Source organism: Candidatus Macondimonas diazotrophica (assembly GCF_004684205.1).
Lineage (GTDB): Bacteria > Pseudomonadota > Gammaproteobacteria > UBA5335 > UBA5335 > Macondimonas > Macondimonas diazotrophica.
The window spans coordinates 194,570-216,982 of record NZ_SRIO01000002.1; the positions used below are offsets into that span (position 1 = coordinate 194,570).

General features: G+C 60.1%; 21 protein-coding genes. 17 read left to right on the forward strand and 4 right to left on the reverse strand.

Going from position 1 to position 22,413, the window contains the following annotated elements; translation table 11 throughout:
- Positions 1–20: 20 nt before the first annotated feature.
- The 15 genes from mtnA to galU all read left to right on the forward strand — a co-directional run bounded on the left by mtnA (position 21) and on the right by galU (position 16,509).
- Complete coding sequence (mtnA, locus tag E4680_RS02470) at positions 21–1,070, forward strand: S-methyl-5-thioribose-1-phosphate isomerase (protein ID WP_135280782.1); 1,050 nt, start codon at positions 21–23, stop codon at positions 1,068–1,070.
- Positions 1,071–1,125: 55 nt separating this feature from the next.
- Entirely contained in the window at positions 1,126–3,681 is a 2,556-nt protein-coding gene (gene gyrA / locus E4680_RS02475; protein ID WP_135280783.1) for a DNA gyrase subunit A, read from the forward strand.
- A 56-nt stretch (positions 3,682–3,737) separates the two neighbouring features.
- Entirely contained in the window at positions 3,738–4,820 is a 1,083-nt protein-coding gene (gene serC / locus E4680_RS02480; RefSeq protein WP_135280784.1) for a 3-phosphoserine/phosphohydroxythreonine transaminase, read from the forward strand.
- Positions 4,821–4,867: 47 nt separating this feature from the next.
- Positions 4,868–6,031: a phosphoglycerate dehydrogenase gene (locus E4680_RS02485; protein WP_135280785.1), complete on the forward strand. Its 1,164-nt coding sequence runs from the start codon at positions 4,868–4,870 to the stop codon at positions 6,029–6,031.
- Between the two features lie 29 nt (positions 6,032–6,060).
- Entirely contained in the window at positions 6,061–7,146 is a 1,086-nt protein-coding gene (gene pheA / locus E4680_RS02490) for a prephenate dehydratase (protein ID WP_135280786.1), read from the forward strand.
- A gap of 13 nt (positions 7,147–7,159) precedes the next feature.
- Positions 7,160–8,305: a histidinol-phosphate transaminase gene (hisC, locus tag E4680_RS02495; protein WP_422666658.1), complete on the forward strand. Its 1,146-nt coding sequence runs from the start codon at positions 7,160–7,162 to the stop codon at positions 8,303–8,305.
- Positions 8,302–9,159: a prephenate dehydrogenase gene (locus E4680_RS02500; RefSeq protein ID WP_135280788.1), complete on the forward strand. Its 858-nt coding sequence runs from the start codon at positions 8,302–8,304 to the stop codon at positions 9,157–9,159. Before hisC ends, E4680_RS02500 begins: the two co-directional genes overlap by 4 nt.
- Before the next feature lie 7 nt (positions 9,160–9,166).
- Positions 9,167–10,483 (forward strand): 3-phosphoshikimate 1-carboxyvinyltransferase, encoded by a 1,317-nt coding sequence (gene aroA, locus E4680_RS02505; RefSeq protein WP_135280789.1) that lies wholly within the window; start codon positions 9,167–9,169, stop codon positions 10,481–10,483.
- Positions 10,476–11,165 (forward strand): (d)CMP kinase, encoded by a 690-nt coding sequence (cmk, locus tag E4680_RS02510; protein WP_135280790.1) that lies wholly within the window; start codon positions 10,476–10,478, stop codon positions 11,163–11,165. Before aroA ends, cmk begins: the two co-directional genes overlap by 8 nt.
- A gap of 128 nt (positions 11,166–11,293) precedes the next feature.
- Positions 11,294–12,982, forward strand: a complete 1,689-nt coding sequence (gene rpsA, locus E4680_RS02515) for a 30S ribosomal protein S1 (RefSeq protein ID WP_135280791.1) — start codon at positions 11,294–11,296, stop codon at positions 12,980–12,982.
- Between the two features lie 98 nt (positions 12,983–13,080).
- Positions 13,081–13,389: an integration host factor subunit beta gene (locus E4680_RS02520; RefSeq protein WP_276605604.1), complete on the forward strand. Its 309-nt coding sequence runs from the start codon at positions 13,081–13,083 to the stop codon at positions 13,387–13,389.
- Positions 13,390–13,569: 180 nt separating this feature from the next.
- Entirely contained in the window at positions 13,570–13,860 is a 291-nt protein-coding gene (locus E4680_RS02525; protein WP_135280793.1) for a LapA family protein, read from the forward strand.
- Positions 13,850–15,079, forward strand: coding sequence for a lipopolysaccharide assembly protein LapB (gene lapB, locus E4680_RS02530; protein WP_135280794.1), 1,230 nt, complete (start codon positions 13,850–13,852; stop codon positions 15,077–15,079). The genes E4680_RS02525 and lapB overlap by 11 nt, the downstream gene beginning before the upstream one ends.
- A gap of 54 nt (positions 15,080–15,133) precedes the next feature.
- Positions 15,134–15,439, forward strand: coding sequence for a ComEA family DNA-binding protein (locus E4680_RS02535; RefSeq protein WP_135280795.1), 306 nt, complete (start codon positions 15,134–15,136; stop codon positions 15,437–15,439).
- Between the two features lie 152 nt (positions 15,440–15,591).
- Positions 15,592–16,509 (forward strand): UTP--glucose-1-phosphate uridylyltransferase GalU, encoded by a 918-nt coding sequence (gene galU, locus E4680_RS02540; protein ID WP_135280796.1) that lies wholly within the window; start codon positions 15,592–15,594, stop codon positions 16,507–16,509.
- Between the two features lie 66 nt (positions 16,510–16,575).
- Here galU and purB read toward each other — a convergent pair whose 3' ends face one another.
- Positions 16,576–17,943, reverse strand: a complete 1,368-nt coding sequence (gene purB, locus E4680_RS02545; RefSeq protein ID WP_135280797.1) for an adenylosuccinate lyase — start codon at positions 17,941–17,943, stop codon at positions 16,576–16,578.
- 161 nt (positions 17,944–18,104) lie between these two features.
- Between purB and E4680_RS02550 the strand changes: the two genes are divergently transcribed.
- Complete coding sequence (locus E4680_RS02550; RefSeq protein WP_135280798.1) at positions 18,105–19,535, forward strand: class II fumarate hydratase; 1,431 nt, start codon at positions 18,105–18,107, stop codon at positions 19,533–19,535.
- A 47-nt stretch (positions 19,536–19,582) separates the two neighbouring features.
- Here E4680_RS02550 and rsgA read toward each other — a convergent pair whose 3' ends face one another.
- Both rsgA and E4680_RS02560 read right to left on the reverse strand, forming a co-directional pair.
- Positions 19,583–20,503: a ribosome small subunit-dependent GTPase A gene (gene rsgA, locus E4680_RS02555; RefSeq protein ID WP_135280799.1), complete on the reverse strand. Its 921-nt coding sequence runs from the start codon at positions 20,501–20,503 to the stop codon at positions 19,583–19,585.
- Positions 20,500–20,850, reverse strand: coding sequence for a 4a-hydroxytetrahydrobiopterin dehydratase (locus E4680_RS02560; RefSeq protein WP_135280800.1), 351 nt, complete (start codon positions 20,848–20,850; stop codon positions 20,500–20,502). Before E4680_RS02560 ends, rsgA begins: the two co-directional genes overlap by 4 nt.
- A gap of 126 nt (positions 20,851–20,976) precedes the next feature.
- Between E4680_RS02560 and orn the strand changes: the two genes are divergently transcribed.
- Positions 20,977–21,552 carry an oligoribonuclease gene (orn, locus tag E4680_RS02565; RefSeq protein WP_135280801.1) on the forward strand — a complete coding sequence of 192 codons (576 nt, stop codon included), beginning with the start codon at positions 20,977–20,979 and terminating at the stop codon, positions 21,550–21,552.
- On the opposite strand, the gene E4680_RS02570 is transcribed toward orn, so the two are convergent.
- Complete coding sequence (locus tag E4680_RS02570) at positions 21,515–22,393, reverse strand: DMT family transporter (RefSeq protein ID WP_135280802.1); 879 nt, start codon at positions 22,391–22,393, stop codon at positions 21,515–21,517. The two genes, orn and E4680_RS02570, sit on opposite strands and share 38 nt — an antisense overlap.
- Positions 22,394–22,413: the final 20 nt, after the last annotated feature.

Sequence of the window (22,413 nt, forward strand, 5' to 3'; positions counted from 1 at the left end):
GCGGGCGCTCCGAAGGAGAGGTGATGATGGCGAACGATCAGGTGCGCGCCTTGCGCTGGGATGGCGAGATTCTGCACGTGCTGGATCAGCGCCGGTTGCCGACCGAGGAACATTGGCTGGTCGCAACCGATGCCGCCGAGACCGCTCGCGTGATCCATGACATGGCCGTACGCGGCGCGCCAGCGATTGGCTTGGCCGGTGCCTACGGTCTGGTCATGGCCGCCCGCGAACTCGCTGGGCGTGATGCGCCCGGCTGGATTGCCGGCATAGCCGAAACCGTCGCCCTGCTGGCGGCCGCCCGGCCCACGGCCGTCAATCTGGCTGCAGCCTTGGGCCGGCTCGAGCACATCGCCCGTCAGGGCATCCCCGGCGACTGGCGCGCTCTTGAGCAGGCGGCTGGGGCGCTCTGGGCGGAAGATTTGGCGGCCAACGTCCGCATGGGCGAGTTGGGTGCCGCTTTCCTGAAGCCGGGTACGCGGGTGTTGACCCACTGCAACACCGGATCACTGGCGACGGCGGGGCTGGGAACGGCGCTGGGTGTGATCCGGACCGCCTGGATGCAGCAGCGGCTGGCGGGGGTCTATGCCACCGAATCGCGTCCGTGGTTGCAGGGGGGGCGGTTGACCAGCTGGGAGCTCAACCGTGACGGGATCCCCGTCAACCTGATCGTGGACAGTGCCGCGGCGTTCTTCATGGCGCGCGGAGAGATCGATTGGGTGATCGTGGGGGCGGATCGCATCACCGCCAATGGCGATGTGGCCAACAAGATCGGAACCTACGCGCTTGCCGTGGCCGCGCGCCATCATGGCATCCGTGTCATGGTGGTGGCGCCCGCTGCCACGATCGATCTCGGGATGACGCGCGGAGAGGACATTCCGATCGAGTTTCGCGGACCGGAGGAAATCCTGCGTGTTTCGGGCCGCAGCGCCGTCGAACCGCTGCTTACGGCACTCAATCCCGTATTCGATGTAACGCCGGCCGGTTTGATTGATGTATTGGTCACGGAGAAGGGCATCATCGAGCGGCCGGATGCGGCTGGCCTGGCGGCCTTGATGGGCGGGCCGTGCTAAAATTGCCCGCTTGAATATTCGAACGGAAAGCGGGGCGCATCCCGCGTGAGGCAGCATGGCTGAGGTCGCTAAAGAAATCCTGGACGTCAATCTCGAAGACGAGATGCGCCAGTCCTATCTGGACTATGCCATGAGCGTCATCGTCGGCCGGGCGTTGCCCGATGTCCGCGATGGGCTCAAGCCGGTGCATCGGCGCGTGCTCTTCGCCATGCACGAGCTCGGCAACGACTGGAACAAGCCCTATAAGAAGTCGGCCCGCGTGGTCGGCGACGTGATCGGTAAGTACCATCCTCACGGCGACACTGCGGTCTACGACACCATCGTGCGGATGGCGCAGCCGTTTTCGATGCGCAACGTCCTTATCGACGGCCAGGGCAACTTCGGCTCGATCGACGGCGATGCGCCGGCAGCCATGCGTTACACCGAAATCCGCATGGCCAAGCTGGCGCACGAGCTGCTGGCCGATCTGGACAAGGAAACCGTCGATTTCTCGGCGAACTACGACGGCTCCGAGCATGAGCCGGTCGTCCTGCCGACGCGCGTGCCCAATCTCCTGGTCAACGGTTCCACCGGCATCGCAGTGGGCATGGCGACCAATATCCCGCCGCACAATCTCGGCGAGGTAGTGGACGCCTGCCTGGCCCTGATCGACGATCCCGCGCTGGAGATCGAAGCACTGCTGGAGCGGGTGCCGGGACCGGACTTCCCCACGCGCGCGATCATCAACGGCGTGCATGGTATCCGCGAGGCGTACCGGACCGGCCGCGGCCGTATCTATCTGCGTGCGCGCTGTCATTTCGAGGACTTCGACCGCGGTCGTCAGGCGATCGTGGTGACCGAGTTGCCCTATCAGGTCAACAAGGCCCGGCTGTTGGAGAAGATCGCCGAGCTGGTCAAAGAAAAACGCATCGAGGGCATTACCGAGCTACGCGATGAGTCCGACAAGGACGGGCTGCGCATGGTGATCGAGTTGCGCCGCGGCGAAGTCGCCGAGGTGGTACTGAACAACCTCTACCAGCACACTGCCTTGCAGACCGTGTTCGGAATCAACATGGTGGGCTTGCTCGACGGCCAGCCGCGCCTGCTCAATCTCAAGGAGCTTTTGGAGGCTTTCCTGCGTCATCGCCGCGAGGTCGTGACGCGGCGAACGCTGTTCGAACTGCGCAAGGCCCGCGAGCGTGCGCATCTGGTTGAAGGGTTGGCCATTGCGCTGGCGAACATCGACGAGATGATTGCCCTGATCAAGGCCTCCCCCACCCCGGCGGATGCCAAGGCAGCGCTGGTGGAACGGGTCTGGGTTTCGGCGTTGATCGAACAGATGCTGGCACGTGCCGGCGAGGTTTCCGCGCGGCCCGACGGGCTCGACCCGGCATTCGGACCCAGCCCGGCCGGCTATCGACTCTCGCCGGCCCAGGCTCAGGCCATTCTGGATCTGCGCCTGCACCGCCTGACGGCGCTGGAGCAGGACAAGCTGCTCGAGGAATACCGCGGGCTGCTCGACAGCATTCGTGAGCTGGGGCTGATCCTGGCCGATCCGATGCGTCTGATGCAGGTGATTCGCGACGAGCTCGAGCAGATTCGCAAGGATTTTGCCGATCCGCGTCGCACCGAAATCCTGGTTGATCATCTCGACCTGAGCATGGAAGACCTGATCACGCCTCAGGAAGTCGTGGTCACGCTGACTCATCAAGGTTATGCCAAAAGTCAGCCGGTCGATCAGTATCAGGCGCAGCGGCGTGGCGGCCGCGGAAAGTTGGCCACGAACCAGAAGGAAGAAGACTTCATCGACAAGATGTTCGTGGCCAATACCCACGATACACTGTTGTGCTTTTCGTCGCTGGGCAAGGTCTACTGGCTCAAGGTCTACGAGCTGCCGCAGGGCAGTCGCGGTGCCCGAGGCAAGCCCATCGTCAATTTGCTGCCGCTGGGGATGGGTGAACGGATTAATGCCATTCTGCCGATCAAGGAGTTTACCGAGGACAGCTACGTTCTCATGGCGACCCGCGGTGGAACGGTCAAGAAAACCCCGTTGTCAGAATTCTCCCGTCCGCGCAGCTCCGGCATCATCGCCATCCTGCTCCGGGATGATGATCGGCTTGTGGACGTAGCGTTGACCGATGGCGAGACCGAGGTGATGTTGTTTACCGATGCCGGCAAGGCGATTCGCTTCCATGAGTCGGAAGTCCGTGCCATGGGCCGAGCAGCCGGCGGGATTCGCGGCATCAAGGTCGCCCGATCAGCTCAGGTGATCGGCCTGTTGACCGTCGGCGAGGGAACGGTATTGACCGTCGCTGAAAATGGCTTTGGCAAGCGCTCTCAGTTCGAGGACTTTCCGCAGCATGGTCGCGGCGGACAAGGGGTGATCGCGTTGCAGACCAGCGAACGTAACGGGCGTATGGTGGCGGCGGTGCGGGTAAGCGAGGATGATCAGATCATGTTGCTCAGCAGCAGTGGCGCTCTGGTGCGAACGGCGGTTTCGGAGATTTCGGTCTTGGGACGCAATACTCAGGGTGTACGGGTCATCAAGCTGGAAGCCGGTGAGCGTCTGTGTGCCGTGGACCGGGTGATCTGTCTGGATGACGAGGATGATGAGGGCTGCGATCCGCAGTGATCGACGGCGGAGCCACAGACCCATGTCGTGGCAATGAATGGTGGATAGAGGACACTATGGCGCGGGTATACAACTTCAATGCGGGTCCGGCGGCGCTGCCGCAAGTGGTGCTGGAACAGGTGCGGGACGAATTGCTGGATTGGCATGGCAGCGGCATGTCCGTGATGGAGATGAGCCATCGCGGCAAGGAATTCATGGCGATTGCCGCCCAGGCCGAGCAAGACCTGCGTGAGCTGCTCGCCATTCCGGAAAATTACAAGGTGTTGTTCCTACAGGGTGGCGCGACCACTCAGTTTGCGATGGTTCCCTTGAATCTCATGGGGGAAGGTCGGCGCGCCGACTACATCCACACCGGCGCATGGTCGAAGAAAGCCATCTCCGAGGCCAAGAAGTTCGGCGCGGTGAACATCGCTGCCTCCGGAGAGGAAAGCGGTTTTGCGGCGATTCCGCCCCAGTCCGCCTGGCGCCTCGATTCCGAGGCCGCCTATGTGCATTACACGCCCAACGAAACCATTGGCGGCGTTGAATTCCACTGGATTCCGGAAACCGGCGGCGTGCCGCTGGTTGGAGACTTTTCTTCGACCTTGCTGTCGCGTCCGGTGGATGTGTCCCGATTTGGCCTCATTTACGCGGGCGCCCAAAAGAACGTCGGTCCTGCCGGGGTGACGCTGGTCATCGTGCGAGAGGATCTGGTGGGGCACGCCTTGCCCGGTACGCCGACCATCCTGGACTACGCGCCGCAGGTCGAGAACGACTCGATGTACAACACGCCGGCCACGTTCTCCTGGTATGTCGCGGGCCTGGTGTTCGCTCATCTCAAGGCCCAAGGGGGCCTCGCCGCCATGGCCGAGATCAATCAGCGCAAAGCGAAACTCCTTTACCGGACGATCGACGAGTCCGGGTTCTACCGCAATCCGGTGGCGATCGCCGATCGGTCCTGGATGAACGTGCCGTTCATCCTGCCTGACGCGGCGCTGGACGCGACCTTCCTGAGCGAAGCCAAGGCGGCAGGCTTGCTTGGCCTGAAGGGGCATCGTTCCGTTGGGGGCATGCGCGCCAGCATCTACAATGCGGTGTCCTATGAGGCGGTTGAGACGCTGGTGGCGTTCATGAAAGATTTTCAGCAACGCCACGGCTGAACGCTTTGCGACACACGCTTCCCTGACGCTGATCTGTAGGCGGTTTCATGTTCAAAATCCTGACGTTGAATAATATTTCCCCTCGTGGCCTGAGCCAGTTCGAGGCAGACCAGTACCAGGTCGGCAGCGATCTGACTGAACCGGATGCCATTCTGGTGCGATCCCAGGTCATGCATGACATGGCATTTCCCGAATCGGTCAAGGCCGTTGGACGGGCCGGCGCCGGGGTCAACAACATTCCCATCACCCGACTGTCGGCGTTGGGTGTGCCGGTGTTCAACACGCCCGGCGCGAATGCCAATGCGGTCAAGGAGCTCGTGCTGGTCGGACTGCTCATGGCATCACGCAACATTCCGCAGGCGCTGCACTTTGTGGAAGGACTGGATGGCGACGACGCAGCCATGCACAAGACGGTCGAAGCGGGCAAGAAGCAGTTTGTCGGGACCGAATTGCCGGGCCGGACGCTGGGCGTGGTCGGGCTGGGCGCGATCGGGGTCAAAGTGGCGAATGCCGCGCATGCGCTGGGCATGCGGGTGATCGGCTTCGACCCGAAGGTGACGGTCGAGAATGCTTGGCAGCTTTCCGCGGGCGTGGAGCAGGCACGCAGTGTGGAAGAAGTGATCGCCCGGGCGGATTACCTGAGCTTTCATGTGCCGCTGAATGATCATACCCGCGACATGCTCAATGCCGAACGCCTGAAACTGGCCAAGCCCAGTCTGGTCGTGCTCAATTTCTCGCGTGAGGGTGTGGTTGGTGCCGCACTCGTTCGTGAAGCGCTAGACAGCGGGCGCATCTCAGGCTATGTGTGTGATTTTCCAAGTGTTTCACTGAAAGGTCATTCCCGTGTGATTGCGTTGCCGCATCTCGGGGCGTCGACTCAGGAAGCTGAGGAAAATTGTGCGGTCATGGTGGTACAGCAGGTCCGGGACTACCTCGAGAACGGGAACATTCGCAACTCGGTCAATTTCCCTGAAGCGATCCTTCCGCGCACCGAAGGGTTCCGTGTCTGTATCGTGAATGCCAACGTTCCCAATATGCTGGGACAGATTTCCTCCACGCTGGCGGGGTCCGGCCTCAATATTCTCGATATGTTGAACAAATCCAAAGGCGATCTGGCCTATACGGTCGTGGATGTGGATCGGGCGATCCCGGAAACAGCCACGGCGGGATTGCGAGCAATCGAGGGTGTATTGGCTGTTCGGGCCCTATGACGGAGCAGTCTCCTATACCGGAGGGCAGGGTGTCGGAAGCCGAGCAGCTCGCCGATTTTCGTGCCCGCATCGACTCGCTGGACCTGAAGCTGCGCGACCTACTCAATGAGCGCGCGCGGATGGCTCAGGAGGTGGGCCGAATCAAGGCCGCTTCCGGTGAGGCCAGCTGCTTTTACCGTCCGGCGCGTGAAGCTCAGGTGCTGCGGGCCGTGTTGGCCGGGAATCCCGGTCCCTTGGGCGATGAGGCATTGCTGCGCATCTATCGTGAAGTCATTGCCTCTTGCCTGGCTCTGGAAAAATCACTCCGGGTCGCCTATTTGGGACCAGAGGGAACGTATACCCAGGCTGCGGTCTTCAAGCACTTTGGTCAAGGCATCATGACAACGCCGCTGGGCGCGGTGGACGAGGTGTTTCGCGAGGTCGAAGCGGGTGGGGCCGACTGCGGTGTGGTCCCTGTGGAGAACTCCACCGAAGGGGTGGTAACCCATACCCTCGACATGTTCGCACGCTCCGGCCTGCAGATTTGTGCTGAGATCATCCTGCCGGTTCATCATTGCCTGCTGGGTCGTGTCAGTGGACTGGAAGCGATTACCGAAGTGTTGGGGCATGGCCAGGCGCTGGCACAGTGCCGGGAATGGCTGGATCGGCATCTTCCGGGCGTGCTCCGGCGAGCGGTTGCCAGCAATGCCGAGGGGGCACGTCAGGCTGCCGCAACCCCGGGAATTGGTGCCGTAGCCAGCCATCAGTCGGCGGGGTTGTATGGTCTCGATATCCTTGCCGAGAATATCGAGGATGAGCCGGACAACACGACACGTTTTTTGGTGATCGCTCGCGAACATGCCGAGGTTTCCGGGCGCGACAAGACCTCGCTCATGGTCGCGGTCGACAACCGCCCCGGTGCGCTGTTTCGGCTGTTGGAGCCGTTCCATCAGCATGGCGTGAGCCTGACCCGTATCGAGTCGCGTCCGTCCCGCCGCGGTCCTTGGGATTACAATTTCTTTCTGGATATGGAAGGGCACGTGCAGGATCCGCCCGTGGCAGCCGCGCTGGCTGCGATGGCCGGGCGGGCGGCCTGGCTCAAAAACCTGGGATCCTATCCAATGGCGGTCGGCTGAGCGCCGGTCCGATTTGGCACGACGGAAACATTCAATGCAGTCCATCCCCGAATTCATCAATGCCGCCCTGCCCGCGGTTCGCGGGCTGATGCCGTACGAACCGGGAAAGCCGATCGATGCGCTGCAGCGCGAGCTGGGCATCTCGGACATCATCAAGCTCGCTTCCAACGAGAGTCCCGTGGGCCCGGCACCAGGTGTGCAGCGGGTTCTGGAATCTGGGTTCGACGATCTCTCGCTCTATCCCGATGGCAGCGGCCATGTGTTGAAGGACGCCCTGAGCACCCATCTGGATGTGACCCCTGCGCACATCACGCTCGGCAATGGGTCGAATGATTTGCTGAATCTGGTGGCTCAGGCCTTTCTGGGACCCGGGCGCAACGCGGTGATGTCGGCGCATGCGTTTGCCATCTACACCCTGGCAACCCGGGCCGTTGGCGCCGAAGCGCGGGTCGTCCCAGCACTTCCGGCCGATTCGGAGCAGCCTTACGGTCACGATCTGCCCGCCATGGCAAAACATATCGATCGCGATACGGCGGTGGTCTTCATCGCGAACCCGAACAATCCCACGGGCACATGGATCGACGCGGATGGACTGGCGAGCTTCCTGGAAGCGGTTCCACCTCACGTCATCGTGGTGCTGGACGAAGCGTACTTCGAGTATGTGACAGAGTCGGGATACCCGGATGGATGCCGTCTGCTCGCACAGCATGAAAATCTGCTCGTAACGCGAACGTTTTCAAAGGCCTACGGATTGGCCGCGCTCCGGGTTGGTTATGGTATCAGTCATCCCGCATTGGCGGACTTGCTGAATCGTCTGCGTCAGCCGTTCAATGTCAATAGTCTGGCTCTGGCGGCGGCGCACGTGGCTTTGTCCGATGATGCTCATCTGGCAAAGGCCGTGGCGGTGAATCGATCGGGGCTGAGACAGCTTGCCGAAGGGCTCGCGGCGCTTGGGTTGGATCAGATTCCATCGGTGGGCAATTTCATCACCTTTCGCGTTCCCGATGCGCAATGGATGTATCGGAATCTATTGGCGGCCGGAATCATTGTGCGGCCGGTTGGCGGTTACGGTCTTCCGGAATCACTGCGGGTCAGTGTCGGATTGCCAGAGCACAATGACCGTTTCCTCGACACGATGGGGCGTTTGTTGACCTCATGATCCGTCGCTTGTGTGTGATTGGTGTCGGCCTGATCGGCGGTTCTCTCGCCCTGGCCTTGCGCCGAGCCGGTTACTGCGGCCAGATCGTGGGTGCGGGGCGTCATGCCGAAACCCTGGAACGTGCCCGCGACCTGGGGGTGATCGACGGCTATGATCTCGATTTTGCGCAAGCGGTGGGCGGTGCGGACATGGTGGTCTTGGCCGTGCCGATGCGGGCCATGGCGACGGTGCTGGCCTCGATTCATGATCATCTCGCGCCTGAGACCATTCTGACTGATGTGGGCAGTGCCAAGGGCGCCGTCATCGAGGCTGCCGGCGCGGTGTTCGGAGATCTTCCATCGGCCTTCGTTCCTGGTCATCCCGTCGCCGGCACAGAGAACAGCGGGGTTGAAGCAGCGTTTCCCGAGTTGTTTCAGGGGCGCCGAGTAATTCTAACCCCCACGCCAGCTTCGAGTCCGGTCGCGATTGCGGCGGTGCGCAAGATGTGGATGGCGGCCGGCGCAACGGTCGAGGAAATGGACGCCGTCAGCCATGACCGCATCCTGGCGGCGACCAGCCATTTGCCGCATGTCGTGGCGTTTGCGCTGGTCCACGCTCTGAGCCAGATGGAAGCCGAATCAGAAGTGCTGCGCTACGCCGCAGGGGGGTTTCGCGATTTTACCCGCATCGCCAGCAGTGATCCGGTCATGTGGCGGGACATCTGTCTGACCAATGCGCCAGCCATTCTGGATGCGCTGGACCAGTTTCAGGCGGGTCTGGATGAGCTCATTCAGGCCATTTCGGCAGGAGACGGCGCGCGCATCGAAACCATGTTCCGGGAAGCCAAGCACACCCGTGATGCATTCCGATACTGAGGCAATCATGTCGATCGACTATGTCGTTTCCAAGGCCGGTCCTTTGTCCGGTGAGTTCCGAGTCCCGGGAGACAAGTCAATTTCCCATCGATCCGTCATCTTCGGCGCGCTTGCCGATGGGGTGACCGAAATCCGCGGTTTTCTCGATGGCCTGGATTGCCTGGCAACGCGTGACGCCTTCCGTGCCATGGGCGTTCGCATCGATGGGCCGGACGCGGGATGCTTGCGCATCCATGGCGTGGGGATGGCGGGGCTCACGGCTCCGGATCAGCCCCTGGATTTGGGCAACTCGGGCACCTCCATGCGACTCCTTGCCGGCTTGTTGTGCGCGCAACCCTTTGATAGCGCACTGACCGGTGATGCGTCGCTGAGTCGGCGTCCCATGCGCCGGGTCATTGATCCGTTGAGCCGGATGGGAGCCATGATTCACGGTAGCGACAATGGGACTCCGCCGCTTGAGATCAGCGGAGGTCGGCTGCTGCATGGGATACACCATATCTCCCCCGTCGCCAGCGCCCAAGTGAAATCGGCGCTGTTGCTGGCCGGCCTGTACGCCACCGGTGAAACCCGCATCGACGAGCCGGCGCCGTCGCGGGACCATACCGAGCGCATGCTGGAAGCCTTCGGTTATCCCATCCACCGCGAATCGCTGAGCGTGCGTCTGAGCGGGGGGCATCGCTTACGTGCCGCGTCCGTTGAGGTGCCGGCTGATCTGTCCTCGGCGGCCTTTTTCCTGGTTGGCGCCAGTATTACCCCGGGATCGGAGATCCTGCTACGGGATGTGGGAATCAATCCGACCCGTACCGGGGTTATCCAGATCCTGCGCGCCATGGGGGCCGATATCCGCCTGGAACGAGAACGTATGTTCGGTGCTGAGCCGGTTGCCGATTTGCGGGTACGTGCGGCGCCGTTGCACGGTATCGAGATTCCTGAAGCGCTGGTGCCGCTGGCGATCGACGAGTTTCCCGCTCTGTTCGTGGCGGCGGCTTATGCGGAGGGCGAAACGGTGCTGACCGGTGCTGCCGAGTTGAGGGTCAAAGAGAGCGATCGCATTCAGGTAATGGCCGATGGGCTCGCACGCTTGGGGGCGCTCGTCGATCCACGGCCGGACGGGATACGCATCCAAGGTGGCACGCTGAAAAGCGGCCGCATCGAAAGTCATGGCGATCATCGCATCGCGATGGCCTTTGCCATGGCGGCGTTGCGCGCCGAGGGAACAATCGAGATTGGCGATTGCAACAATGTCGAAACGTCCTTCCCTGGTTTTGCCAACATGGCTGTCGAGGCGGGATTGACTGTTTCAACGGTATTTCGCGATGCATGATCAATCACCGGCACCCGTCATCTGTCTCGACGGCCCGAGCGGTGCCGGAAAAGGGACGGTCGGTCGCATGTTGGCTCAACGTCTGGGGTGGCATTTTCTTGATAGCGGTGCGCTGTACCGCTTGGTCGCCGTAGCGGCGAAAAAACAGGGGGTTGATCTGGATGCGGCTGAGACGCTTGCCGGACTTGCCCATCGGTTGGATTGCGTGTTCGGCTGGGATAGTCGAGGACGCGAGCAGATTTTTCTCGAGGGGCGCGAGGTAACGGCCGAGGTGCGAGCCGAAACCACGGGCGCCGCAGCATCGAGGGTAGCGCGACAGCCGGCCGTTCGGGATGCGCTGCTGGCGCGTCAGCGAGCCGATCGCCGGTCGCCCGGTCTGGTCGCCGATGGCCGGGACATGGGGACTGTGGTTTTTCCAGATGCGCCCCTGAAGATTTTCCTGACTGCATCGGCCGAAGAGCGCGCCTGTCGTCGTCATAAACAGTTGATGGAGCATGGTATCAGTGCTAGCATCACCAGCTTGATTCAGGAGATTGAGGATCGGGATCGCCAAGATCGCGACCGACCTGTTTCGCCGCTGGTGCCCGATGCCGAAGCTCAAGTGGTCGATTCGACGGGCCGGTCTCCGGAGCAGCTGTGTGAGCATATCATCGGCTTGGCGCGGATCCGCCATCTGGTTTGAACCAGTCAATGAATTCCCGTTGCGGCGGGGCGCGGTGGCGAGCCGGAGTAGGCCCGCCTGTTGTCATTCAGTTCCGGGATGTCTCGGGACCCTAACCGGCCGAAAGGCCGCCATTGTGGCGAGTTTGCATGTCTGAAAGTTTTGCCGAACTGTTCGAAGAAAGCCTGCGTGGTCAAACCATGCAGCCCGGCGCCATCATCACGGGTCGGGTTGTTGGAATCCGTGGCGACAGCGTGATCGTCAATGCCGGGTTCAAGTCCGAAGGTGTGATCGACATCCGCCAGTTCTACAACGACAAGGGAGAATTGGAAGTCGCCGTCGGCGATGAAGTCGAGGTCGCACTGGACGCCGTAGAGGACGGTTTCGGGGCAACTCAGCTGTCGCGTGAGAAGGCCAAGCGAGCCAAGTCTTGGACCGTTCTGGAAAAGGCATTCGAGCAGGGCGAGATCATCAAGGGCCTGTTGACCGGGAAAGTCAAGGGAGGCTATACGGTCGACATTGACGAGGTGCGCGCCTTCCTCCCGGGTTCCCTGGTCGATGTGCGTCCCGTCCGCGACACCGCATACCTTGAAGGTAAGGAACTTGAGTTCAAGGTTATCAAACTGGACCGTCGCCGCAACAATGTGGTGGTCTCCCGCCGCGCCGTGGTCGAGCAGGAATACAGCGCGGAACGTGAAGCGCTTTTGGACAATCTGCAGGAAGGCAGCGTGGCGCGTGGCGTAGTCAAGAATCTGACGGATTACGGCGCGTTCATCGATTTGGGCGGCATCGACGGCTTGCTGCACATCACCGACATGGCGTGGAAGCGTGTCAAGCATCCTTCCGAGGTTGTGAACGTCGGGGACGAGCTGGAAGTCAAGGTGCTGAAGTTCGATCGGGAGCGTCGTCGCGTATCCCTGGGTCTGAAACAGCTTGGTGCCGATCCGTGGGAAATGATTGCACGTCGCTATCCTTCCGGAACCCGCTTGTTCGGGAAGGTGACGAATATCACGGATTACGGCTGCTTCGTCGAGATCGAAGAAGGCGTGGAAGGTCTGGTCCATGTATCCGAGATGGATTGGACCAACAAGAACGTGAATCCGAACAAAATGGTATCCATCGGCGATGAAGTCGAGGTGATGGTGCTCGACATCGATGAGCAGCGCCGCCGAATTTCCTTGGGCATGAAACAGTGCCAGGCAAATCCGTGGAAGGAATTTGCTGAAACCCATAATAAGGGCGACCGGATCTCCGGTACCATCAAGTCCATCACCGATTTCGGCGTCTTCATCGGGCTCGAAGGTGGGATCGACGGCTTGGTCCATCTGTCCGACATCACTTGGGCCGAAAGCAGTGATGACATCGTTCAGCGCTACAAGAAGGGCGACGAGATCGAAGCGGTGGTGTTGCAGGTCGACCCGGAACGTGAGCGGATCTCGCTGGGAATCAAGCAGCTCGAACAGGATCCCTTTGCTGCCTATCTGGCTAATCATCCCAAGGGCAGCATTGTCACCGGACGGGTGATCGAAGTGGATCAGAAGTCTGCCGTGGTGGAACTCGCGGAGGGTGTCGAAGCGCAGCTGTGGGCTTCGGAACTGGGTCGTGACCGGATCGAAGACGCGCGCAACGTGCTCCATGTCGATGATACGGTCGAGGCGAAGATCGTTAACGTGGATCGCAAGAACCGCATGCTGACGCTGTCGGTCAAGGCCAAGGAAACCCATGAGGAGAAGGAAGCGATGGAAGATTATGGTCGCATGACCACCTCTCCTGCCGGTTCTGCCACCCTGGGTGACCTGTTGCGCCAGCAGATTTCGGCTCAGAAAGACGAAAACTGATTTCGGCCGGACTTTCAATTCCTTCGGTCTGCACGGATTACCAGGGCATTTCGATGCCTTGGTAATTCCGGCAGTCGTCTCTCGGTTTTCATCGATTTGTGGACTCGAACGTCATGACCAAGTCGGATCTTATTGAACAAATGGCGAAAAATTCCGCCTTGCCGCATAGCGATGTGGAACTGGTTGTCAAAGGGATTCTTGACATGATGGGAGCTGCCTTGGCAGAGGGCGATCGTATCGAAATCCGCGGGTTCGGCAGTTTTTCGCTGCACCATCGTCCCCCACGGATCGGTCGCAATCCCAAAACCGGGGCTTCAGTGACCCTTCAGGAAAAGTTCGTGCCGCACTTCAAGCCCGGCAAAGAGCTCCGGGAGCGGGTGAACGCTCTCAATGGGCAGCATTCCTGACGACGTTCGGCATGGCAGGTGAGCGATGCCAGATCAATCCTGAATTGACCGGCGTCCTGCTCAAATGATTATCATGGGTTAGCCGACTTGCCATGACTCTTTGAGTTTTGGTGGTCGTGCGAGAACGAAGCGGACGGCAGCGCACGCTCGCTCTAGAGCAGGCTCGCGAGGATCAATGTGATGCGGTTATTGGCTTTGCTGATCTCACTTGCGCTATTGGCCGCATTCGCTGTCTTGGCATGGCAGAATGCGGCACCGGTCGAGATCACGTATCCGGGCGGAACCCTGACGGTTCCATTAGCCGTCTTTGCAGCGTCGGTGCTGATACTGGGCTGGCTGTTTGGGGTCGTGAGCATGATGCTCCCATGGCTGCGTGAGCGACTGCGCGCCCGGAAAATCGAACGGCGTTGTCGTATTGCCGAACAGGAAATTGCCAATCTCCGGGAAATTCCGTTGAAAGATGGCCCTTGATCAGGGGCTCCTGTTTTTTCTTCTGCCGATCGCTGCGCTGTCCGGCTGGTTGATCGGGAGACGCACGCGCGCGCTCCCAAACGATCACGACTTCAATGTTCTGAACCGGGATTACCTGCGCGGTATGAACTACCTGCTGAGCGAGCAGCAGGACAAGGCCATTGAAGTTTTCATTCATTTGGCCGCGGTTGACAACGATACCTTTGAGACTCATCTGGCGTTAGGTGCCCTGTTTCGGCGGCGGGGTGAAGTCGATCGTGCCATCCGCATTCACCAGAATCTGATCGCGCGTCCCACATTGACAGGCACGCAAAAAGATCAAGCCCTGTTTGAACTGGCCCATGATTATCTGAAACTCGGCGTCTTGGATCGTGCTGAAGCGATTCTCTCTGAGCTGAAGGGCCGTGTGCCCGGCGCCCATCCGGTCTTGGATCTGCTGTTGCAAATCTATGAACGTGAACGCGATTGGCGTAGTGCGTTGGCAACGGCATCCCTCATTTTGAGCCGATCAGGGACAACGCCATCGATCTCAACACGGATTGCACACTACCATTGCGAACTTGCGCAGCAAGCATTGGATGCCGGCAATCTGACCGAAGCCCAGCGAATGATTCAAAATGCATTCAAGGCAGATCAGCGATGCGTGCGAGCCAGCCTCTTGGCGATGCGATTGGCGCTGATCGAAACCGATTTTCCGCTTGCTCTGCGCAGCGCCTTGCGAATTCTCGATCAGGATGCCCATTTCTTGCCGTTGGTGATCGACGCCATCCTTGAGCTGTATGGTCGGTTGGGCGATTTCTCGGGTCGGGATGCATTTCTCGCACGATTGGCCGGCTATCGGGGTAGTGAGGATGCTGCCAAGATTCTGGATGTCATTCGCCTGCGACTTAAGATGAAGGGCGATTCGGCCGATGCTCTACGGCAGTATGCCAAAGGTTACCCGACGCTCGAGGGTTTGCAGGAGTGGTTGCAACTCCGGTTACAGAACAAAAGCGCCTTGGAATTGTCGGAAGTGATGTTGTTCCATGAACTCATGGGAAAGATCCTCGAAGGTCATCCGCATTATCGGTGTGGCCATTGTGGTTTTTCCGGGCAGATTCTGCATTGGCAATGCCCGGGATGCCAGCAATGGGGAACGATTACGCCGTTGGCATGCCCGCCGAATTCGCTGTCACATCCTCTGCATGAAACGGGGTGGGACGGCGAGACTCGGCGTTGACCCTGATCAGTCGCGGACTGATTCAGACATGCCAATTACGAGGAGACCTTCAAGATGTTCAAGTTATTGCGTTCGAAATGGATGGTGTTGATCGCCGGGGCACTCATGGCCCAGGGCATCCAGGCGGCACCGGTCAACATCAATACTGCCGATGCGGAGGCGATTGCTGACGCGTTACCCGGAATCGGTCCTGCAAAAGCCAAGGCCATAGTCGATTACCGCACAAAGAATGGCCCGTTCAAAGTTAAGGAGGACCTGACGCACGTCCCCGGAATCGGGGATGCAACGCTGGAAAAGATTGCAGCAGACGTGCTATTACAGGAAGGCAAAACGAAGTCGGCCTCTAGTTCGAAACGCTGATGTGACGACAAAAAGAGGCTCCTTTTTCAGGAGCCTCTTTTTGTTTAATATGGCTTTCATTTTTGCCGGGGCGGATGCCTCCAGCGTTCTCGATTGAGAGATTGTGTTTGCAAGATCAGTCGACACCACCCTGATGAATAAGGAGCGTCTTGATGAACGTCCCCAACTCCGGCGTTCGCCGGATTCGTAAGGCGGTCTTTCCGGTTGCCGGTTTGGGCACGCGTTTTCTGCCGGCAACGAAGGCCAGTCCCAAAGAAATGCTCCCCGTTGTGGACAAGCCTTTGGTCCAATATGCGGTTGAAGAAGCGGTTGCTGCTGGCGTTGAGGTCATGGTCTTCGTCAACGGGCGTAACAAGCGGGCAATTCCGGATCATTTCGACAAGGCTTACGAATTGGAGCGCGAGCTTGAGGCCCGTGGAAAGCAAAAGCTGCTGGATATCGTGCGCGGAATTGTTCCGGAGAATGTAACGTGTGTTTACATTCGCCAGCCGGCAGCCTTGGGGCTTGGACATGCGGTCCTGTGTGCCCAGCCGGTTATCGGCAATGACCCGTTTGCCGTGCTGCTTGCAGACGATTTGCTGGATGGGCGCGACAAGCCGGTTCTTGCGCAGATGTGCGATACCTACGCCGAGTACGGCGCCAGCATTCTGGCTGTGGAACAGGTCCCCACGAGTCATACCGATCAGTACGGGATTGTTCAGCTTGGCAAGAAGCCGGGAAAAGTCGCAGAAATCGAGGGGATGGTTGAAAAACCCAAACCTGAGGTTGCGCCTTCGAACCTTGCGGTCGTTGGGCGCTATGTGCTGACTCCACGCATCTTTGAGCTGATTCGAGAGCTTCCCCGCGGTGCCGGTGGCGAGTATCAGCTGACCGACGCGATTGCAGGGCTCCTGCCCTATGAGAAGGTTTTTGCCTATCAGTTCGATGGCAAGCGCTACGACTGCGGGAGCAAGCTCGGCTACTTGCAGGCGAACGTGGAATACGCGTTGCGGCATCCCGATGTGGCTGATGACTTCCGGGCTTATCTGCAACAGGCTGTGGAAGAAGGGTTACTCGAAACGCCTGCCTGAGTGTCGATGTGGCGGATTGCTCCAATCCGCCACAAATTGCGTCATCAGTGGCGTGTCGGCTGTTGGTCAGGCTTGGCGGGCCTGGTTGGCCGCATTGCCGATATAAGTGGCTGGGGTCAGTGCAAGAAGACGGGCGCGGACTTCCTCCGGCAACGCCAGTTCGGCGATGAAGGCGTGGAGTTGCTCCGGCGTGATCCGTTGCCCCCGCGTCAGCTTTTTGAGCTGTTCATAGGGCTGCGGGATACCGTAGCGGCGCATCACCGTCTGGATGGCTTCCCCGACCACTTCCAAGTTCGCGTCCAGATCCCGCTGCAAAGCAACAGGATCGGCTTCCAGCTTGCCAATGCCGCGCAAAATGGATTGATAAGCGATCAAGCTGTGCGCAATGCCGACACCGAGGTTTCGCAGGACCGTTGAATCGCTCAAATCACGCTGCCAGCGCGATATGGGCAGCTTTTCGGCGAGATGGCCAAGCAAGGCATTGGCGATACCGAGATTGCCCTCGGCATTTTCAAAATCGATGGGATTCACTTTATGGGGCATGGTGGAAGAACCCACTTCATTTTCCACCGGCCGTTGACGAAAGTAGCCCAGGCTGATGTATCCCCAGATATCCCGGCACATGTCCAGCAGAATGGTATTGATTCGAATCAATGCCGCGAAATACTCGCTCATGTAGTCATGGGGTTCGATCTGGGTTGTGAATGGATTCCAGGTCAGCCCAAGCTCATTGACGAAGCTCTGGCTCAGCCGCGGCCAATCGGTCTCCGGGTAAGCGATCAGATGGGCGTTGAAATTACCAACGGCACCGTTCAGCTTTCCCCAGAGGGTGACTTCGGCATACTGACGGCGCTGGCGGTCCAGCCGATGCACGAAATTGGCCATTTCCTTACCCATGGATGTGGGTGAGGCAGGTTGCCCATGGGTGCGTGCGAGCATCGGGAGATCCGCATAGCGGTGGGCCAGCGTGCGCAGTGCTTCGATCAACTGATCCAGAATCGGCAACACGATCTGTTCGCGCGCATCCTTGAGCATCAAGGCGTGACACAGATTGTTGATGTCTTCAGAGGTGCAGGCGAAGTGGATGAACTCGCTCACGGCCTCCAGTTCGCTTTGTCCGGCAATCTGCTCCTTAAGGAAGTACTCCATGGCTTTGACATCATGGTTGGTGATCTCCTCGATCGCCTTTACCCGTTGCGCCTGTTCCAAACCGAAGCGGGAGATGATCTCGTCCAGCCGCCCTCGAGCCCCGTCGCTGAGCGGGGGAACTTCTGCGATCGAGGGTTCATTGGAGAGCGTTTGCAACCAACACACTTCCACGAGGGCGCGATAACGGATCAAGCCAAACTCGCTGAGAATCGATCTCAGCTCAAAGGTCTTGTCCGCATAGCGGCCATCAATGGGGGAAAGGGCGGTTAGCGCGGTCAGTTCCATGGGGTCTCCGGTCCAGATAAGGCAAGTACCACGGGCGCGTCGGGAAAGCCGGCAGCCGGGTGATAAACTCGATCAGGGCGCCATCATACTGCAATCAGTGCGACTTGGCGGCGAAAGGGCTGTTTCTTGAGACCTCAATCGCCATTTTCTGGAGGAACACCATGAGTCAACAGTCTGCGGCAACGCGTATCGAACGCGACAGCATGGGCGAGATCGAAGTGCCCAATCGCGCCTTGTGGGGCGCCCAGACCCAGCGGGCTATCCAGAACTTTGCGTTCAGCGGACGCCCCATGCCGCCCGCCTTCATCCGGGCCGTTGCGTTGATCAAGGCTTGCGGAGCCGAAGCCAATGGCGCTTTGGGACTGCTGACCCCGGAGGTGGCGTTGGCCATCGTGAATGCGGCCGAGACGATCATGCACGGCCAACACGGCGATCAGTTTCCGGTCGACGTCTATCAAACCGGTTCCGGAACCAGCACCAATATGAACGTGAACGAGGTCATCGCGCATCTCGCCACGGCGTCGTTGGGACAGGTGGTGCATCCCAACGATCAGGTCAATCTGGCGCAGAGCAGCAACGACGTCATCCCCACCGCGATCCATGTGAGTACCGTCCTTATGCTGGAGCGGGACCTGTTGCCCGCACTGAATGATCTGGAACTCCGTATCGCCCGCCGAGCGGGGCCGCTTCATGATGTCGTCAAGACCGGGCGCACCCATTTGATGGATGCGACACCCATCCGGATGTCACAGGAATTAGGCGCCTGGGAGAGCCAGCTGGCGCAGGCCCGTCAGCGCCTTGAGCAGACACGCATGCGCTTGCTGGCTGTTGCTCAGGGCGCGACGGCGGTTGGGAGCGGCCTGAATGCTCCTGCGGACTTCCTGCCCCTTTTCCTGGCTGGATTGCAGCGCCGAACCGGCCTGCCGTTTCGCGCGGCCGATAACCCGTTCGCGGCCCTTGCGGGTCAGGAAACAGCGCTCGAGCTCTCGGGGCACTTGAAAGTTCTGGCCGTTGTCCTGATGAAGATCGCCAATGATCTGCGCTGGATGAACAGTGGCCCGCTGGCCGGGTTGGGTGAGATCACTCTGCCGGCGCTGCAGCCGGGAAGTAGTATCATGCCGGGTAAAGTTAATCCGGTGATTCCCGAGGCGGTGGCACAAATTGCCGCACAGGTGATCGGCCATGACGCCGCAATTACCGTTGCCGCCCAATCAGGCAACTTTCAGCTCAATGTCATGCTGCCATTGCTTGCTGACAATCTGCTGAACGCATTGACCTTGTTGACTCGGGCATGCGGGGCATTGGGCCACCAGGCCATCGACGGATTCGTGGTGCATACCGAACATATGCGCGCCCTCGTGGCCCGCAACCCCGTTCTGGTCACCGCGCTCAATCCGTTGATTGGCTATGAAGCTGGTGCGCAAATCGCGAAGTTGGCTCTGGAACGCGGCGTGGCGGTGCGCGAAGTGGCTCGGGAGATGACTGATCTGCCGGACTCGGAGATCGATCGGTTGCTCGATCCGCAAGTGCTCGCCGATGGTGGTCTGGCCCAAGACCGAGCCAAGCCAGAGGATCTGGGACCGGAAAGTTGACTCCCGATCCCGCAAAGGCCCGAAAATTGCCGTCGCAGGCCACGCGGTCAAGGCCTTCGCCGCCACGCCGGGGTCTGTTGCATCTGGGCCAATAGGCGCTGGTAATGCTGATAGCGCCGTGCCGGGATCCCACCGTTGTCCAAGGCCTGCCGCACGGCACAGTCTGGCTCGTGTTGGTGGAGGCAATCGGCGAAGCGGCAAGGCTTGAGCGCCGAAAATTCAGGGAAACCCTGCATCAGCTCCCTAGGCGTCAAGGCCCACAGCTTGAAGTCTCGCACGCCTGGCGCATCCAGCAGTGCGCTATCACCAGGCAGCGGATGCCAGCGGGTATGGGTGGTGGTGTGTCGTCCAGTCCCCAGGGCATCGGAGAGCGCACCTACCCGGTTGGCAGCTCCCGGGATCAGGGCGTTGGTCAGCGCTGATTTCCCAACGCCGGATTGTCCCACCAGCAGGCTAGCCGCACCATTGAGTCGGCGACGCAAGGCGTCAAATCCCTGTCCGGTGGTGGCGCTGATACGCAGCCCCGGATAACCCAAGGCGAGGTATTCCCTCAGCAAGGCTTCGGCTGCTTCGCATTCCACATCGCCGAGATCCGCCTTGTTCATCAACAGCAGCGGACGCAGTCCCAGTAGTTGCGCTGCGATCAGGTAGCGATCCATCAAGTCGGATTCGGGTTGCGGCGAGGCGGCGAACACGAGCAGGATCTGATCGATATTCGCCGCGACCACGCGGCGCTGATGGCGGCCTTCCAGGCGGCAGAAGACAGAAAGGCGGGGCAGGACACGTTCAATCCGCGCTTGACCACCGCCCAGATCAACAAACTGGACTTGATCTCCCGTGACAGGCGGCGGGGTTACGCGCCGAGATTGAGCGAAGTATCGGTCACCCTGTGACGTTTCCAGCATGAGCGTAGGGCCGTGATTGATCACCACACGGGCCAGATCATGAGGGCCGGCACGCTCCGTCATGGGCCGAGCAGGGCATCCACTTTGGCCGCACAAATGAAGTCATTCTCGGACAGACCACCGATGGCATGCGTGGTGTATGCGATATGCGCTTCGTTGTAGCCGAAGGAGATATCCGGATGGTGGTCCTCCTGATGTGCGATCCAGATCACGGCGTTGATGAAGGCGCTGGTCTGATAGTAGTTGCGAAATCGCATCTGTCGTTCGATTCGCCGGCCGTCTTCACTCAAATGCCAACCGGGTTGTAATTGCGGCAGCAAGGCCAGCACCCGTTCGGTAGCGAGCGGTGGTAGGTCGCCCTCACAGGGGCGACAGCGTTTCGAGGCAAGCGTGACGATTTCGTCATTCATACGGGACGGTGACTCATGACGGCGGTCGGGCTGCCATCCTATCCCATTTGCAGGGCCATGCGGGATGGATTCGAACCGGCCCTGATAGAATGCCGAGGATACCCAAGCGATTTGCAAGGAACACTCATGACGGTCAGTGCCGATCACCTCATCTGGATCGATTTGGAAATGACGGGTCTGGATACCCAGCGTGATCAGATCATCGAGATCGCGACACTCATCACCGACAACGAGCTGCGCGTGCTCGCCGAGGGCCCGGTTGTCGCGATCCACCAACCCCCCGAAATTCTCGAGGGCATGGACGACTGGAATAAACGCCAGCATCATGCGTCGGGTTTGCTCGAGCGGGTCCGGGCCAGCCGGGTCGATGCAATCGAGGCCGAGCGTCGAACCTTGGAATTCCTGCGGCGGTGGGTACCTGCCGGCGCTTCGCCGATGTGCGGCAACAGCATTTGCCAGGATCGGCGTTTTCTGCATCGGCTCATGCCGACCCTCGAAGCCTATTTCCATTACCGGCACATCGATGTCAGTACACTCAAGGAACTGGCCCGTCGCTGGATGCCGGAAGTCATGCGTGGGGTGAAAAAATCCGGGGCGCATCTGGCCCTCGAGGACATCCGCGAATCCGTGGCGGAACTGGTGTTTTATCGCCAGCAGCTGTTCGTCAGCGCGGCTCAGGCTGTTGTGAAGGAGGCGCGTTGATACGGCGTATGCGGCTGGTCCAGAGCGCCGCACTGACCACGATGACCATGCCCAGCAAGCTCCAACGATCCGGCCGGTCATTCCATAAGACCCAGCCGTATAGTCCGCCAAACAGCACGGCGAGGTAAGTGTAGAGCCCGGTTTGTGCTGCGGGCGCCCGATGATAGGCCAGCGTGATCAATATCTGCGCGCCGGCCGCCAGGGTGCCGATGCCGATCAGCGCCAGCCAGTGCCATCGGGCTGGCGTCTGCCAGCTCCACGGCAGCGCCAGCGCAGAAGCCAGCGTACTGAAGAGCGCAAAATAGAGCACCGTACGAAAGACGGGCTCCACGCCAGCCATGCGCCGAATACCCACCATTGCCACAGCCACGAGCACGCCGGACAGCAAACCGATCAACGCGGGAACCGTCAATGCAACCGACGGTTTGAGAATCATCAGCAAGCCGATGAAACCGGCCAGAATCGCAGCAGCCACCGCGGGCACAATGGGCTCTTTCAGCCAAACCCGGGCTATGAGCGGGATGAACAGCGGGGCACTGTAGTTGAGCAACATGGCGCTGGCCAGATCGAGACGGGGGATGGCATAGAAATAACAGACCATGGCGGAGAACCCGGCGCCATCCCGAATCAGATGAAGGCGCAGATTCGACGTTCGCCAGCCGGCGTGCCTGAGTTGGCCGAGCCAGGGGAGAAGTGCCAGCAACCCGAAGGCGTTGCGGAAGAACACCACCATGGGGTTGCCAAGATCGGGCGCAACGGTCTTGATGAGGGCTGCCATGCTGGCAAACAGAAAGCTGGCAGCGAGAATCAGCGCAGCTGAGGATCGAGCATGGGTACTCATGCAGGGAACCCCGCCGGATC